This is a genomic window from Mesorhizobium sp. C432A (assembly GCF_030323145.1).
Classification (GTDB): domain Bacteria; phylum Pseudomonadota; class Alphaproteobacteria; order Rhizobiales; family Rhizobiaceae; genus Mesorhizobium.
In genome coordinates, this window is sequence record NZ_CP100470.1 from 334189 (window position 1) to 349415 (window position 15227).

The 15227-nt window shown below is 62.8% G+C and carries 15 protein-coding genes; 5 read left to right on the forward strand and 10 right to left on the reverse strand.

The annotated features are described in order from the left end of the window. Nucleotides 1-114: 114 nt before the first annotated feature. The gene (apaG, locus tag NLY33_RS01515) at nt 115-507 is read left to right on the forward strand and encodes a Co2+/Mg2+ efflux facilitator ApaG/CorD (protein ID WP_023681948.1); all 393 of its coding nucleotides are present in this window, start codon (nt 115-117) and stop codon (nt 505-507) included. A gap of 186 nt (nt 508-693) precedes the next feature. Here apaG and NLY33_RS01520 read toward each other — a convergent pair whose 3' ends face one another. From NLY33_RS01520 to NLY33_RS01530, 3 genes are all read right to left on the reverse strand, one after another. Next, the gene (locus tag NLY33_RS01520; RefSeq protein ID WP_027049368.1) at nt 694-1725 is read right to left on the reverse strand and encodes an Hsp33 family molecular chaperone; all 1032 of its coding nucleotides are present in this window, start codon (nt 1723-1725) and stop codon (nt 694-696) included. Between the two features lie 108 nt (nt 1726-1833). Continuing rightward, on the reverse strand, nt 1834-2745 hold the full coding sequence (gene argF, locus NLY33_RS01525; RefSeq protein WP_023669629.1) for an ornithine carbamoyltransferase: 912 nt from the start codon (nt 2743-2745) through the stop codon (nt 1834-1836). An 18-nt stretch (nt 2746-2763) separates the two neighbouring features. Continuing rightward, entirely contained in the window at nt 2764-3963 is a 1200-nt protein-coding gene (locus NLY33_RS01530; RefSeq protein ID WP_023669628.1) for an aspartate aminotransferase family protein, read from the reverse strand. Nucleotides 3964-4321: 358 nt separating this feature from the next. On the opposite strand from NLY33_RS01530, the gene NLY33_RS01535 reads away from it, so the two are divergent. Beyond that, the gene (locus tag NLY33_RS01535; RefSeq protein ID WP_023669627.1) at nt 4322-4840 is read left to right on the forward strand and encodes a GcrA family cell cycle regulator; all 519 of its coding nucleotides are present in this window, start codon (nt 4322-4324) and stop codon (nt 4838-4840) included. 90 nt (nt 4841-4930) lie between these two features. Here the strand turns inward: NLY33_RS01535 and NLY33_RS01540 are convergent, their stop codons facing one another. The 3 genes from NLY33_RS01540 to NLY33_RS01550 all read right to left on the reverse strand — a co-directional run bounded on the left by NLY33_RS01540 (nt 4931) and on the right by NLY33_RS01550 (nt 8137). Continuing rightward, a complete protein-coding gene (locus tag NLY33_RS01540; protein ID WP_023669626.1) occupies nt 4931-5938 on the reverse strand; it encodes a magnesium and cobalt transport protein CorA in 1008 nt (335 codons plus the stop codon). Nucleotides 5939-6033: 95 nt separating this feature from the next. Beyond that, nucleotides 6034-6756 carry a phosphate signaling complex protein PhoU gene (gene phoU / locus NLY33_RS01545; protein WP_023703440.1) on the reverse strand — a complete coding sequence of 241 codons (723 nt, stop codon included), beginning with the start codon at nt 6754-6756 and terminating at the stop codon, nt 6034-6036. 115 nt (nt 6757-6871) lie between these two features. Beyond that, the gene (locus NLY33_RS01550) at nt 6872-8137 is read right to left on the reverse strand and encodes an ATP-binding protein (RefSeq protein ID WP_023703441.1); all 1266 of its coding nucleotides are present in this window, start codon (nt 8135-8137) and stop codon (nt 6872-6874) included. Nucleotides 8138-8239: 102 nt separating this feature from the next. Between NLY33_RS01550 and ppk2 the strand changes: the two genes are divergently transcribed. Continuing rightward, complete coding sequence (gene ppk2, locus NLY33_RS01555; protein ID WP_023703442.1) at nt 8240-9145, forward strand: polyphosphate kinase 2; 906 nt, start codon at nt 8240-8242, stop codon at nt 9143-9145. A gap of 201 nt (nt 9146-9346) precedes the next feature. On the opposite strand, the gene NLY33_RS01560 is transcribed toward ppk2, so the two are convergent. Both NLY33_RS01560 and NLY33_RS01565 read right to left on the reverse strand, forming a co-directional pair. Next, nucleotides 9347-9985, reverse strand: a complete 639-nt coding sequence (locus NLY33_RS01560; RefSeq protein ID WP_023681954.1) for an acyl-homoserine-lactone synthase — start codon at nt 9983-9985, stop codon at nt 9347-9349. A 275-nt stretch (nt 9986-10260) separates the two neighbouring features. Then, nucleotides 10261-10992 (reverse strand): helix-turn-helix transcriptional regulator, encoded by a 732-nt coding sequence (locus NLY33_RS01565; RefSeq protein ID WP_023669621.1) that lies wholly within the window; start codon nt 10990-10992, stop codon nt 10261-10263. Between the two features lie 296 nt (nt 10993-11288). Here NLY33_RS01565 and NLY33_RS01570 point away from each other — a divergent pair, with 296 nt between their 5' ends. Then, nucleotides 11289-12104 carry an ABC transporter substrate-binding protein gene (locus tag NLY33_RS01570; protein WP_050590359.1) on the forward strand — a complete coding sequence of 272 codons (816 nt, stop codon included), beginning with the start codon at nt 11289-11291 and terminating at the stop codon, nt 12102-12104. A 60-nt stretch (nt 12105-12164) separates the two neighbouring features. On the opposite strand, the gene NLY33_RS01575 is transcribed toward NLY33_RS01570, so the two are convergent. Continuing rightward, on the reverse strand, nt 12165-12578 hold the full coding sequence (locus tag NLY33_RS01575) for a tellurite resistance TerB family protein (RefSeq protein ID WP_023703444.1): 414 nt from the start codon (nt 12576-12578) through the stop codon (nt 12165-12167). Nucleotides 12579-12734: 156 nt separating this feature from the next. Between NLY33_RS01575 and NLY33_RS01580 the strand changes: the two genes are divergently transcribed. Then, nucleotides 12735-14384 (forward strand): lysine--tRNA ligase, encoded by a 1650-nt coding sequence (locus NLY33_RS01580; RefSeq protein ID WP_023703445.1) that lies wholly within the window; start codon nt 12735-12737, stop codon nt 14382-14384. Here the strand turns inward: NLY33_RS01580 and NLY33_RS01585 are convergent. Then, the gene (locus tag NLY33_RS01585) at nt 14347-15219 is read right to left on the reverse strand and encodes a thermonuclease family protein (RefSeq protein ID WP_023708175.1); all 873 of its coding nucleotides are present in this window, start codon (nt 15217-15219) and stop codon (nt 14347-14349) included. The genes NLY33_RS01580 and NLY33_RS01585 overlap by 38 nt on opposite strands. Nucleotides 15220-15227: the final 8 nt, after the last annotated feature.

Sequence of the window (15227 nt, forward strand, 5' to 3'; positions counted from 1 at the left end):
TAAATGACATTGTTTGTCGGCACCTCCGCTTTGAGGCTGGCAGGACATGCCGTTGTGCGCGTATCAAACCGCATAGCGCGACAAATGTTCCTTGCCGCGCAACCGGAGCAGCCCATGTATCGCGCCGTCACGCGCAACATCGAAGTGCAGGTCAGACCGTTCTACCTGGAGGACCGCTCGGACCCGGCGGAGAACCGTTATGTCTGGGGCTACCAGGTGACGATCGACAACCAGTCGGACGATTTCGTGCAGCTTATGTCGCGTTACTGGCACATCACCGACGGCAGCGGCCGGATCGAGGAAGTGCGCGGCGCCGGCGTGGTCGGCGACCAGCCTGAGCTCAATCCCGGCGACAGCTATCAATACACGTCAGGCTGCCCGCTCTCGACGCCGTCCGGCTTCATGGTCGGCCACTACACCATGCGCAACAAAAAGGGCGAGACGTTCGACGTCGCTATTCCCGCGTTTTCGCTGGATCTGCCGGGGACCCGACGGACGGTGAATTAGGGGTTTTCTCCCCGTCACTATACGGGGAGAAATGCCCGGCAGGGCGATGAGGGGCAGCGCCAGACTCATGAGGTCATCTTCCACGCACATGACGTAGGCTATGCGCGGCCATTCACCAAAGTTCGCGCTGCCCCTCATCCGCCCTTCGGGCACCTTCTCCCCGTGAACGGGGAGAAGGAAGAGATGCTACTGAGCTGCAAACTCCGCCGGGTCGAAGTCGTACTGCTTCGAGCAGAACTCGCAGGCGACGTGGATGCCGCCATCTTCGGTGCTGTCCTTGATCTCCTGCGCGGAAAACCCCTCGAGGATGCCGCGTATCTTGTCCCTTGAGCAGGAACATTGGTCGGCGACCGGCACGCCGCCGAAGACGCGCACGCCATGTTCGTGGAACAGCCTGTAGAGCAGCCGCTCGGCGCCGATGGTCGGGTCGATCAGCTCGGTCGGCTCGATGGTGCCGAGCAGCGCCACCAGCTCGCGCCACGAATTGTCGGCCGGCTCCTGCGTCACGTCACGCGGATCGCCGTCGCCGCCCGAAATGTCGGGCACGCGCATGCGCTCGGGTGACTGCGGCAGGAACTGCGCCAGGATACCGCCGGCGCGCCACTGCTCGCGCGCACCGCCGGGGCCGGGCGTCAGCAGCTTGGCCACCGACAGCCGGAGGTCGGTCGGGATCTGCTCCGACTGGCGGAAATAGGTGCGCGCGGCGTCTTCCAGCGTCTCGCCGTCGAGCTGGACGATGCCCTGATAGCGCTGCGTGTGCGCGCCTTGGTCGATGGTCAGCGCCAAAACGCCGCTGCCCAGCAGCGTCTGCTGCGAGGTCTGGCCTGCGGCCACCAGGGCCTCCAGCCGGTCGGCATCGAAGCGCGCATAGGCGCGCAATGCCGAGGGCGTGGAGAAATCCGCGACCAGCATGTCGACAGGCCCGTCGGTGCGGGTCTGCAGGATGAACTTGCCTTCGAATTTGAGCGAAGTGCCGAGCAGCACCGTCAGCACACAGGCTTCCGCCAGCAGGCGGGCGACCGGCTCGGGATAGTCATGACGGTTGAGGATGGCGTCGAGCATCGGCCCGAGCTGCACGGTGCGGCCGCGCACGTCGAGCGGGCCTACCTCGAAGGGCACGACATGATCGTCGCCGGCATAGCCGAACTCGCCGAGTTTGGGGTGATGTTCAGTCACTTGATGCGTTTCCAACATGACAAAGCTCCAGGGCGCGGCCATGCGGCCCGGAGGGGTGCATGCGTCCAAACGCGCTTGATTTGCGTGATGGGGCGCAAATAGGCATCGCGCCGCCCCGGATCAAGCGCTTGGAGATCAAGCGCCTGGAGATCAAGCGCCCAGACACCAGGCCAAAACCGCCTTCTGGGCGTGGAGCCGGTTCTCGGCTTCGTCGAAGACAACCGAATGCGGACCGTCGATGACCTCGTCGGTGACTTCCTCGCCGCGATGCGCCGGCAGGCAGTGCATGAACAGGGCGTCGGGCTTGGCCCTGGCCATCAGCGCCGCATTGACCTGATAGGGCGAGAAGACATTGTGGCCGCGGGCGCGGTGTTCCTGGCCCATCGACACCCAGCAGTCGGTGACGATGCAGTCGGCTTGGTCGACGGCTTCCTCGGGCGAGCGGGTGAAGTGCAGCTTGCCGCCATTGCTCTTCGACCAGTCGATATGCTTTTGCGCCGGCTCGCTGCCTTCCGGCACTGCGACGTTCAGGTTGAAGCGGAACCGCGCCGAAGCTTCGAGCAGCGAATGCAGCACGTTGTTGCCGTCGCCGGTCCAGGCGATGGTCTTGCCGGCAACCGGACCGCGATGCTCCTCGAAGGTCATGATGTCGGCCATCAGCTGACAGGGATGGGTGTCGTCGGTCAGCCCGTTGATGACCGGAATCGTGGCATTCTCGGTCAGCTCGAGCAGCCGCTCATGCGACGTGGTGCGGATCATGATGGCGTCGACATAGCGCGACAGCACCTTGGCGGTGTCGGCAATGGTCTCGGAACGGCCGAGCTGCATTTCGGTGCCGGTCAGCATGATGGTCTCGCCGCCGAGCTGTCGCATGCCGACGTCGAAGGACACGCGCGTGCGCGTCGACGGCTTGTCGAAGATCATGGCCAGCACCTTGCCTTCGAGCGGTTTGGTCCGTTCGCCGGCCTTGAGGCGCGCCTTGCGCACCACCGCATCGTCCAGCATCAGGCGCAGATCGCCTTCGGAAACGGCGGAAAGATCGGTGAAATGGCGAAGGCTCATCGGGAATGGTTCTCGGGATTACTTCGCGGCGGCCGCGGCGATGGCGTCGGTCAGGCCCTTGGCGCCGGCGCGGATGCGATCGAGCGCTTCGCCGATCTCGGCGTCGGTGACGGTCAGCGGCGGCAGCAGACGAATGACGTTGTCGCCGGCCGGCACCGCCAGCAGATGCTGGTCGCGCAGCGCCATGTTGACCTTGGTGTTGGGCATGGCGCATTTCAGGCCAAGCATCAGGCCGCTGCCCCTGATGCCTTCGATGACATCGGGAAATTCGTCGGCGACCGCCGCCAGGCCCTGCTTCATCAGCAATGCCTTGCGCTGGACGTCTTCGAGGAAGCCGTCTTCCAGCACGACGTCGAGCACAGCGTTGCCGACCGCCATGGCCAGCGGATTGCCGCCGAAAGTGGTGCCATGCACGCCTGCCGTCATGCCGACGACAGCGTCGTCGGTGGCGAGGCACGCGCCCATCGGGAAGCCGCCGCCAATGCCCTTGGCAATCGCCATGATGTCGGGCGTCACGCCGGTCCATTCATGCGCGAACAGCTTTCCGGTGCGACCGATACCGCACTGGACCTCATCGAAGATCAGCAGCAGGCCGTGCTGGTCGCAGAGCTGCCGCAGCCGTTTCAAGGATTGCGTCGGCACCGGGCGGATGCCGCCCTCGCCTTGCACCGGTTCGATCAGGATCGCGGCGGTCTCTGGTGTGATCGCCTTCTCGGCGGCGTCGATGTCGTCGAAGCCGACCTGGTCGAAGCCTTCGACCTTGGGCCCAAAACCTTCGAGATATTTGTACTGGCCGCCGGCGGCGATGGTCGCCAGCGTGCGGCCGTGGAAGGCGCCTTCGAAGGTGACGACCCGGAAGCGCTCGGGATGGCCCTTGACGAACTGGTAGCGCCGCGCCGTCTTGATCGCGCATTCGAGCGCCTCGGCGCCGGAATTGGTGAAGAACACCTTGTCGGCGAAGGTGGCGTCAGCCAGCCGCTCGCCGAGCCGGGTCTGCCCCGGGATCTCGTAGAGATTGGAGACGTGCCAGAGCTTGGCCGCCTGTTCGGTCAGCGCCGAGACCAGATGCGGATGGCTGTGGCCCAACGAATTGACCGCGATGCCGCCAGCGAAATCGAGATATCGCTCGCCCTTGTCGGTAACCAGCCAGGTGCCTTCGCCATGATCGAAGGCCAAAGGGGCGCGGGCAAAGGTCTCGTAAAGCGCCGAACCGCTCATTATATGCGTCTCCGGTACCGGAAAAATCAAAAAAGCCGCCAAAGCGGCGGCCTTTGCGGCTTATCGTGTTTTTCGGCCATGAAGTCAACGAAAACGTCGTGCAGAGGCGCGTGGCCAGCTCCCGACGAGACGCCGGCTCATAAGCGACCGGGCAAGTTGGGGAAAACCTAAAAAACCGATTCGTGTTGCACCTGGGACTCTTGTCACCGAGTCAACACATGAGGTAATTGTAGTCGGGAAATAACTAGATTTCGTGCGGCGGACCTAATCACCTAATATATGTGGTGTCTGCCCCGGCAAAGATTGCCGGGTCGGGAACGGATTCCGGCTGCCGCACACTTAGCAGGAGCGCGGTCTCATGAACTGGACTGACGAGCGGGTCGAACTTCTCAGGAAACTGTGGTCGGAGGGCTTGAGCGCAAGCCAGATCGCCGCACAACTCGGCGGGGTCAGCCGCAACGCGGTCATCGGCAAGGTGCACCGGCTGAAGCTGTCGGGCCGCGGACGCTCGACCGCGACGCCGGCGCGTCAGAAGAAGACAACGCAGGGATCTTCGATCCAGAAATCGGTGCCGCGCGCCGCAACCACGCAGCGCCATGTCACGACGTCGATCGGGGCGAACGCGCTGCAGGCGCAGTTCGACGCCGAGCCAGTGGCGCGCCACTACATCCGCCCGGTCGAAAACGTCGTCGTGCCGATCTCGCGGCATCTGCAGCTCACCGATCTCACCGAGCGCACCTGCAAATGGCCGAATGGCGACCCGCTGTCGGAAGACTTCAACTTCTGCGGCAACGAGGCGGCTGAAACCGGACCTTACTGCAAGTACCACGCAAGGGTGGCGTTCCAGCCGGCTTCAGAGCGGCGCAGAAGCCGGTAGTTAGGAATAGGGATTGGGGACTGGGCAGTAGGGAATGGGGTAGCGCTCGTGAGGCGCTACCTTATTCTGCCTACTGCCTACTGCCTACCATCACAGCCACCCACTCTTCCGAAATCGCCAATACAAAAACGAGCAGATCAGCGCGATCGAGACCAATACGACGGGATAGCCGTATTGCATCTTCAGCTCCGGCATGTCGTCGAAATTCATGCCGTAAATGCCGGCGAGCGCCGTCGGCACCGCCAGGATCGCGGCCCATGAGGCCAGCTTCTTGGTGTTCGCGGTTTCCTGGCTCTGGCCGACCAGCAGGCTGGCTTCGAAAGCGAAGGCCAGAACCTCGCGCAGGCTGTCGATCTTTTCCTGCACGGTGCGGATATGATCGGTGACATCGCGAAACAGCGGATGCATGGCGGTATGGATCTGCGGCAGGTCGGCGCTGGTCAGCCGGCGGCAGACCTCGACCAGCGGCAGCGCCGCATTGCGCAGGCGCAACAGATCGCGGCGCAGCATGTAGAGCCGCTCGATGTCGGGACCGGTCATCGGCTTCAGCAGCACCCTGTCCTCGATCGCCTCGACCTCGTCCTCGATCTGCTCGAGCACCGGCATGTAGTTGTCGACGATGAAGTCGAGAATGGCGTAGAGGACGAAATCCTCGCCCTTGGCCAGTGAGTGCGGACAGCTTTCCCAGTGCTGGCGCACGGCGGCGTATGAGGTCGAGGGACCATGCCTGACGCTGACGATATAGCCTGAGCCGACGAACAGATGCGTCTCGCCGAAGGTGACGCGTCCGTCGATCAGCTGTGCAGTGCGGGCAACGATGAACAGCGCATCGCCATATTGCTCGATCTTCGGCCGCTGGTGCGGATGTTCGGCGTCTTCAATCGCCAGCTCATGCAAATGGAATTGCGCCTTGACGCGCAGCAGAAGCTCGCGGTCGGGTTCGAGCAGCCCGATCCAGACGACATGGCCCGACTTCTTGGCCCATTCACCGGCTTCCTCGATCGGAATGTCGGCGATGCGCTTGCCGGCGGTGTAGACGCTCGACGCGATGATGCCGGACGATGCCGGCGCCGGCTTGAACTCTCGGACATATTCCATCGCAGCCTCCTGAGCGCCTGGCCTTGGCCAGGAACCGAGACGCTAACATCCGGGTAGTTTAGCGCAATATGATTAAGCGTTCGAGGGGTGCGCGATCACTTCACCGGCAGCGCCGGAAAGGCAATCTTGTCGGTCTTGTCGCCCTTGGGACGCTCGGCCGGCAACTGCTCGCCGGTGACGATGTAGTAGATCGTCTCGGCAATGTTGGTGGCGTGGTCGCCGATGCGCTCGATGTTCTTGGCGCAAAACAGCAGATGCGTGCACGGCGTGATGTTGCGCGGATCTTCCATCATGTAGGTCAGCAATTCGCGAAACAGCGAGGTGTACATGGCGTCGATCTGGTCGTCGCGGTCGCGAACGAAGCCTATTTTCTCGACCGAGCGCGAGGCATAGACGTCGAGCACTTCCTTGAGCTGGGTCAAAGCGAGTTCGGCCAGCGCCTCGAGGCCGCGAAACAGGCTGGTCGGCTGGCGTCCGTCAATGACGCTGACCACACGCTTGGCGACGTTCTTGGCGAGGTCACCGACCCGTTCGAGGTCGGCCGAAATGCGGATGGCGCCGACGATCTCGCGCAGATCCGTCGCCATGGGCTGGCGCTTGGCGATGATGACGATGGCTTTGTCGTCGATTTCGCGCTGGCCATCGTCAAGCACGATGTCGTCACGAATGACCTTCTGGGCGAGGCCGGGATCGGCATTGACCAGCGCCTGGATCGCCTGCTCGACCATGCGCTCGGCATGGCCGCCCATCGCAGCGATGCGCTTCGCCAGGTATTTCAGCTCTTCGTCATAGGCGCTGACAATGTGTACGGACTGCATGGGCGAAATGCCTTCCTTAAATCTTTGGCCTGTTGAGTCGTTTTCCTCGACCCTGTGCTGATACGCTAGCCGGATGACAGAAAGAAGAAACAGGCAGTTAGCAGATAGTACCGCCTCAGCCTGCCGGCAAATGGACCGTGAACGCCGCGCCCTTGCCAACTTCCGACTTGATCGAAAGCCGGGCGTTGTGGCGCGTCAGAATATGCTTGACGATGGACAGGCCAAGACCGGTGCCTTTCTGCGTGCGGCTGCTCTCCACGTCGACGCGATAGAAGCGCTCGGTAATGCGCGGTATGTGCTCTTCCGGGATGCCCGGGCCATAGTCCCTGATGGTGACATCGATGCCCGGTTCCGGGCCGGCCTCGCCCCGCGCGATCGACACCGTGACGCGTCCGCCAGGCTGGCCGTATTTGCAGGCGTTTTCCAAGAGATTCTCGAACACCTGGAACAGCTCGTCGCGGTCTCCGGGCACGTCGAGCGGCCCCTCGGCGTAGTCGCGTTCGATGACGACGCCGTTCTCGCTGGCGAGCGGGCCCAGTGAATCGATGACGCTGTCGATGGTCTGGCGCAGATCGACCTCGGTTCCCGGCCTCAGGTAAGGCTTCATTTCAAGCCTCGACAGCGACAGGAGATCGTCGATGAGGCGCGCCATGCGGCCGGTCTGGTTCTGCATGATCTGCAGGAACTGCTCGCGCGCCGCCGGATCGTTGCGGGCCGGGCCGCGCAACGTCTCGATGAAGCCCGAGATCGAAGCAAGCGGGGTGCGCAACTCGTGGCTGGCATTGGCTATGAAGTCAGCGCGCATGCGGTCGATGCGGCGCGTCTCACTCTGGTCCTTGAATACCAGCACATAGAGATCGGTGGCGTGGCCGACCGAGGACGCGCTGACCCGGTAGGCGCGTTCCACCGGCAGCTTCTCGGTGTAGTCGACGGCATCGGAGGCGACGGCTCCCGACAGTACGCCGTCCAGCAATGCCTGCATTTCCGGGGCGCGGAATTTCAGCGACAGCGACAGGCCGGGCGCGATGCCGCCAAAGGCGGCATAGGCGGCGGCATTGGCGTGGACGATGGTGGCGGTGCGGTCGAAGATGATCAGCGGATCGGCAACGGCAGCCGCAAGATATTCGCCGGAAAGCCGCTGCAGCCCGCTCGCCTCGACCGTGGCAATGGTCTCAGCAGACCGGCTGGCGCCACCGGTTGGCAGAAGCGCGGCGGCCAGCAGCACCGTCAACGCAGCCAGGATGACATAGGCGGAGATACCGGCAAACCCATAAACGGCCATGATGGCGATCGCACCGGCGGCAAGCAGCCATCGGCTGTTCCACAGCCGGCCGGCGACGGCCTGCCCCGTGGTTGTCCGCTCTGCGCCGGTGTCAGCCATTCGTGCTTTCCGTGCTTCTGCGCCGGTCCCGCCGAAACTTCCGCTGGACCGGGTTTGAGGCCCCCCATAGCATGAGTCCGCAAGCTGGAAAGGTTCGTCTCGATGAAAAAAGCCAAGGAAAGTCCCGCCGCAGAGCCGGCAAAGGGGCCGCTGAAGATCAAGGTGGACGGCAAGGAGCGGGAGTTCGACATCGAAAACCCCGAACTTCCCAGCTGGATCGAGGACCACAAACTGACCGCAGGCGACTACCCCTACGACAAGAAAATGAAGAGCGAGGAGTATGACGAGACGCTGGAGCGGCTGCAGATCGAACTGGTCAAGGCGCAGGCCTGGCTGCAGGCGACCGGCAGCAGAGTGATGTCGCTGTTCGAGGGGCGCGATGCCGCCGGCAAGGGCGGCACCATCTCGGTGCTGCGCCAGTATCTCAATCCTCGAACCGCGCGCAACGTGGCGCTGACCAAGCCGACCCCGACCGAGGTCGGGCAGTGGTACTACCAGCGCTACGTCGCCCATTTCCCGACATCAAGCGAATTCGTCACCTTCGATCGCTCCTGGTACAACCGCGGCGGCGTCGAGCCGGTGATGGGCTTCTGCACACCGGAACAGCATGCAAAATTCCTCGACGAGACGCCGCATTTCGAGCGGATGATCTCCAATGAGGGCATCTATTTCTTCAAATTCTGGCTCAACATCGGCCGCGAGACCCAGCTCGAACGGTTTCACGACCGCCGCTGGTCGCCGCTGAAGAACTGGAAGTTCTCGCCGATCGATATTGCCGGCATCACCAAATGGGACGACTACACCAAGGCGCGCGACCAGATGGTCGAGCGCACGCACAAACAGTTCGCGCCCTGGATCATCGTGCGGGCCAATGACAAGCGACGCTCGCGGCTGGCCGTCATGCGGCGCATCCTGTTGTCACTGCCCTATGATGGGCGCGATCTCGACGCCATCGGCAAGGAAGACAAAAAGATCGTCGGCGAAGGGCCGTCGTTTCTCGAGAAGTAGAGACTGGCCTCGATAGGCAGAGGCTGAAATTACAGAGCCCACCCCCACACGGAGGTGGGCTCTGTGGCCATTGTCTAAAGCGCATCGCATTTGAACGGATTCACGCGACGCGCTTTAGGTCTTTGTTTCATGCATGTCGTTCTCTCAAAACCGGGGCCACTTTGAGCGACATGCATTAAAGCGCGTCGGGTGAAGACAGTCTCACGACGCCTGCCGCATGCCGAGCATGTGGGGGGTGCCCCTGGCCAACACCGGGGCGTGATGGTTGCGGCGCGAACGCACGACATCCAGCGTATGCTCGTTGAAGGTCAGCAGTGTGGCGACGACCTGCTGGTTGCCATAGGTGCGCTGGTAACCGAGCGGCGTCGCCAGGAAGTGCAACTGCAGCGTCCGCAGCACCCACACCGGCTCGACCTCGATAATGACCTGATCGACATTGCGAGCAAGGCCCCATTCGACGAAGCCGGCGATCAGTTCGGTGCCGACCGTAGACACGCCGCGCTTGCCATCGCGAAAGCCTGGCGCCACCGCGTAACGGGTTAGCTCCCAGACATTCGGTCCCGAAGGGCGCTTTCCCTCGCAGAGTTCCGGCATCACATCGCTAAGGAGATGCGGCCGTGTGGTCGGCAGCATCCGATGATAGCCTGCAAGCTCGCCATTGCGTATGACAAGGTGGTGTTCGGCCTCATCATGGTCGAATTGATCGATTTCGAGGCCGTCCGGGCGATCGAGATCGGTCCACCGCATCTCATCGACGAAGACCTTGTAACGCAGGCGATGGACGGCCTCCCATAGGTCGGGACGTTCCATCAGTTGTTGAGTGGTAAGGGAAAATAGCATTAGCCGTCTCCTGGGCTTAAGAGGAAGATACGGCCGGGCTTTCCCGAAAAAATTGCGCGAAGGTGTTGGCAAGGATTTCCAGGCTGCCACAGCCGACATGGCTAATATAGCTGCGTCTAAACGCCTCCGCGATGGCGTGCACCCTGTTGGCGACGCCGAGTCTGCTTTTGGCGTTAAGAAAGCATTAGCCGTCTCAAGAGGACGACAGGGGCCGGTCTTTTCTGAAGATATGACGCCAACACTGCGGCCATAAATTTCGGGCCGCCAGAACCGGCCTAGCTGATATAGCCGTGCCTGACTGCTTCGGCGACTGCCTGCACACGGTTGGCGGCGCCTAGTTTGCTCTTGGCGTTGAGAAGGTGTTTCTCAGAGGTATGCTCCGAGATGCCGAGGATCTGCGAAATCTCCCACTCGGATTTTCCGACCGCCGCCCATTGCAGGCATTCGCGCTCGCGCGGCGTTAATTCAATGTGATCGATAGATTTGCCGGCCGTCGTTTGAAGCTGCATGGCGCGGCCGATGGCATAGGTGGAGGCCAGCGAGACCATTGCGAATTCGGCTTCGGACAGTTCGACCGCCTCACCGCCCAGCGAGACCAGCGCGATCTGGCCTTCGAGCGTGATCAGCGGGAAGGCGAGGCCGTCACGCAGCTTGAACTGGCGGGCGTCGCGCATCACCTCGGCGCTGCTCTTGTCGGCGGGCATGCTTTGAACGGCATCGCGCCATTGGAATGGCGCCCGAAACTGCTTCAAATGGCTGACGACCGGATCGTGGTCGACGTAGTTGCGCGATAAGTAACGCTCCAGCCATTCGCTAGGCCAATCGCAGAGCAGCACATGGTCCTTCGTCTGGCTGCTTGGTGTACCGGGCTGCGGCACCGTTGCGGCTATCAGGGCCGTCAATCCGAAATTCGAGGTGACACTAAGTAGCTGCTCGCACACCGCAGCCGACGTGTCGGCACGCTGCACCCGGTCAATATATTCAAGTGTCCGGTCAAAATAACCCATCGCAACATCTACCCCATGTTGCCTACCGCTCTTGAGACCGATGCTACGTGCCTGCCCCGCACTTAGCCATCAACCCCGGATTGCAAAGCCACATCCTTAGCTTCTCTAACGCCAGCGACCGCCAACCCCGGGCCGACTCTGTGCGGCTATTTGCAACCTCGCCAAAGCATAACCCGAAATTTGCCCGTTGAAATCAAAAACAATTGTGCCTGCGCCGTTTTCGTATCACAAGCCAACGGCCAAGACGGGCGGAGTTTTTTGTGACATCACGCTGGATAACCATCGCCTTGCTGTCGATGCTGATGGGAGTGCAGCCGTTTGCCGGCGCTGCGCGGGCAGCGGAACCGCAGGTACCGGTGCTTTGGGATGCCAAGGAGCGGCTGCCGAAACCGGACCTTTCGGCGCTGCCGAGGCTCAGGTTCCTCACCACAACCGATTTCCCGCCCTTCAATTTTCTCGACGGCACGGGCCGATTGTCCGGCTTCCACATCGACCTGGCGCGGGCGATTTGCGCCGAACTCGACATCGCCGACAAATGCCAGATCCAGGCGCTGCCCTGGGCCGAACTCGACGACGCGTTGCAGAAGGGCGAAGGCGAGGCGATCATCGCCGGCATCGCCGCAACGCCGGAGACGCGGGCGAAGTACAGCTTTTCGCGCTCCTATCTACAGTTTCCGGCGCGCTTCATCATGCCGAAGACCAAGGCCTTCGCCGAGCCGATCCTCGACAAATTGCGCTCGAAGCGGGTCGGCGTGCTGGCCGGCTCGGCGCATGAAAAGATGCTGCGCGATTATTTCGGCACCGTGCAGATCATCCGCTTTCAACGGCCGGAAGACCTCTACAGCGACTTGAAGAGCGCCAAGATCGATGCCGCCTTCGGCGACGGCATGCGCTTTTCCTTCTGGCTGGGCGGCACGGACGCCGCCGGTTGCTGCCGCTTCGCCGGTGGACCCTACCTGGCGCCGGAATATCTGGGGTCCGGCATGACCATTGCCACCCGGGCCAGCGACCCAGCGCTGGCCGCAGCCATGGACTACGCGCTGCAGGAGATATCGGTGAAAGGCACCTTCGCCGAATTCTACCTGCGCTATTTCCCGGTCAGTTTCTTCTGATCCGGTTCTCGGTCCAGCTTTTTCTGATCCGGCCCCGGTCAGCTTCCTCTACGGGCTGGATCAGGTCAGCGTGCGCAGGCGGGCCTTCGCCCCGCGCGCGATGGCTGCGGCGGTCAGCGTGTCGAGATCGAGCTCACGCCGGATCAACTGCAGCACCCGCAATTCCTCCATGCGCATTTCGAGATCGACGGCGGCAACCTCGAAGGCCGCGGCATAGGCGGTGTCGTGCAGCCGTTCGGGCAAAATCTCGGCGACACGCTCGAGCACGCCTTCCAACCCATCCTTTTCATGCAGCATCTTCTGGCAGTCCTGCGCAATGGCGATCAGCCTGTCCTGCTTGAAATCCTCGAACACCGGCCAGCTGCGGACGACGTCGCCGATGCGCGCCAGTTCGATATCGGTCATGTCGCGATCGGAAGCCGAGGTGATGACCATCAGGTAGATCAGGGCTTCATGGGTGGACGGCAACGGCATTCAAAACTCCTTGATAGTGAGGGTCGAAGGTAGGGACGCCACGGCGCCGTCGCAACGAAAACGCCTGATATCGTTGACGCTCCGCCCTGTCGCGCCTAGAGACCCGGTTGAAAAATCTTACCAGCCGCGAAAGCCGGCCATGACTGGAACTTTGACATGACGGGATCAAACATCGCCGATCTCAACCCCGAAATGCTTGCGGCAGCCGCCGAAAGCAAGGCCTGGCCGTTCGAGGAAGCCAAAAAGATCATCGAGCGCTACAAGGGCGGCGACTTCCCGGAGATCGTCCTGTTCGAGACCGGCTACGGCCCGTCGGGCCTGCCGCATATCGGCACGTTCGGCGAGGTCGCGCGCACCTCGATGGTGCGCCATGCCTTTCACGTGCTGACCGGGAACAAGGTCAAGACCAAGCTGCTCTGCTTCTCCGACGATATGGACGGCATGCGCAAAATCCCCGACAATGTGCCGGATCGCGCAGCGCTCGAGCCCTATCTGCATATGCCGCTGTCGGCGGTGCCCAATCCGTTCGGCGGCGACTATCCGAGCTTTGGCGACCACAACAACGCGATGCTGTGCCGCTTCCTCGACACGTTCGGCTTCGACTACGAATTCGCCAGCGCCACGCAGTACTACAAGGCCGGCCGCTTCGATGCGATGCTGGTGCGCGCCGCCGAGCGCTATGAGCAGATCATGGCGGTGATGCTGCCGACGCTGGGGCCGGAGCGGCAGGCAACCTACAGCCCGTTCCTGCCGATCTCGCCGAAGAGCGGGCGCGTGCTCTACGTGCCGATGAAGCATGTCGACGCCAAGGCCGGCAACATCACCTTCGACGATGAGGGCACCGAGACCACGCTTTCGGTGACCGGCGGGAAGGTCAAGCTGCAGTGGAAGCCGGATTTCGGCATGCGCTGGGCAGCGCTCGGCGTCGATTTCGAAATGTTCGGCAAGGACCACCAGACGAACGCGGTGATCTACGACCGCATCTGCAACATTCTCGGCGGGCGCGCGCCCGAGCATTTCGTCTACGAACTGTTCCTGGACGAGAACGGCCAGAAGATCTCGAAGTCGAAGGGCAACGGGCTGACCATCGACGAATGGCTGCGCTACGCGCCGACCGAAAGCCTCGGCCTCTATATGTATCAGCGGCCAAGGCAGGCGAAAAAGCTCTATTTCGACGTCATCCCACGCGCCGTCGACGAGTACTACACCTTCCTCAACGCCTATCCGCGCCAGGACTGGAAGGAGCGGCTGGGCAATCCGGTCTGGCACATGCATGACGGCAAGCCGCCTGCCATCGACATGCCGGTGCCGTTCTCGCTGCTGCTCAACCTGGTCAGCGCCTCCAACGCGCAAAACAAGGATGTGCTGTGGGGCTTCATCTCCCGCCATACGTCTGGCGTGACCCCGGCAACGCATCCCGAACTCGACCAGCTGGTCGGTTTCGCCATCCGCTACTTCGACGATTTCGTGAAGCCGACGAAGACCTTCCGGCCGGCCGACGATGTCGAACGCGTGGCGCTGGAAGCGCTTGGCAACGCGCTTGCTGGCCTGCCGGCCAGCGCCGACGGCGAAGCGATCCAGAACGCTTCGCTCAACGTCGCGCGCAAGATCGAACGCTATCAGGACCATTCGAAGAAGAGCCCGGACGGCGGCCCTGGTGTCTCGGGCGCTTTCTTCCAGATGATCTACCAGGTGCTGATCGGCCAGGAACGCGGACCGCGCTTCGGTTCGTTCGCAGCCCTCTACGGCATCGCCGAAACCCGCGCCCTCATTGAGCGGGCGCTGGCTGGTCAGCTGGCGGCGTAATTTCCGTCCCGGCCGGCGGCGTGTCTATCGCCGGGGCATCGAGGATCGGTTGCGACGCCGTCGGTGCCGCAACAGGCGTTGGCGCCGGTGGCAGGCCGCCAAGATCGGGCGCGGCGCCAAAGATGCCCTTTTTGTCGGCGCGCGCCTTGTCGCCCGCTTCGACATAGGGGCCGCCTGCCGTGGCGCGTGCCCAGCCGTTTTCGACCAGCCACTGGCCGACATCCAGCTTGCCGATGCGGCATTCGGCGGCGATCAGCACACGGTCGGCCTCCGGCGGCACCTTGCAGGCAACGGCCCGGCCGCGCAGGAAAGACCGGAACGCGGTGCGCGCCCTGATACCGCAAGCCCAGGACTTGCCGCCCTCGGTGCAGGTCTCGTCTTGCCTGACGATGTCGATGCCGGAGACCGTCACGGAATAACCATTGGCTTCGATCAGGCCGGCGGCGGCCGCGACCGGCTGGAACAGTTTTGTTCCTCCCCAGTCGTCGACCGCTCTGCGCCCACGCGGCTTGGGCGGTCCGGCCAGCGCCAGGTCGCTCAGCGGCGCGCGTGGCTCAACCCGTTCAAGTTCTTCTGCCGGCAGCGGCGGCGGAGCGATGGCCTCGGGATCGATCGCCCTCGAATGCACCGGAGGCGAGTGCGCCGGAGGCTTGACGGGCTGGACCTCGGGGATCGCCGACGTCGCCGGCTCCTCGGGCACGGCCTCGGTGTCCGGGTCGATCTGGTCGACAGTAATGGCGGGGCCGTCGCGATGCAGCGCGCGACCGCCGGCGACGACAATGGCGACCATCACCGGGATCGGCAGGAGGGCTATGAGGATTTGAAGCAGACGCACCGCGAGAC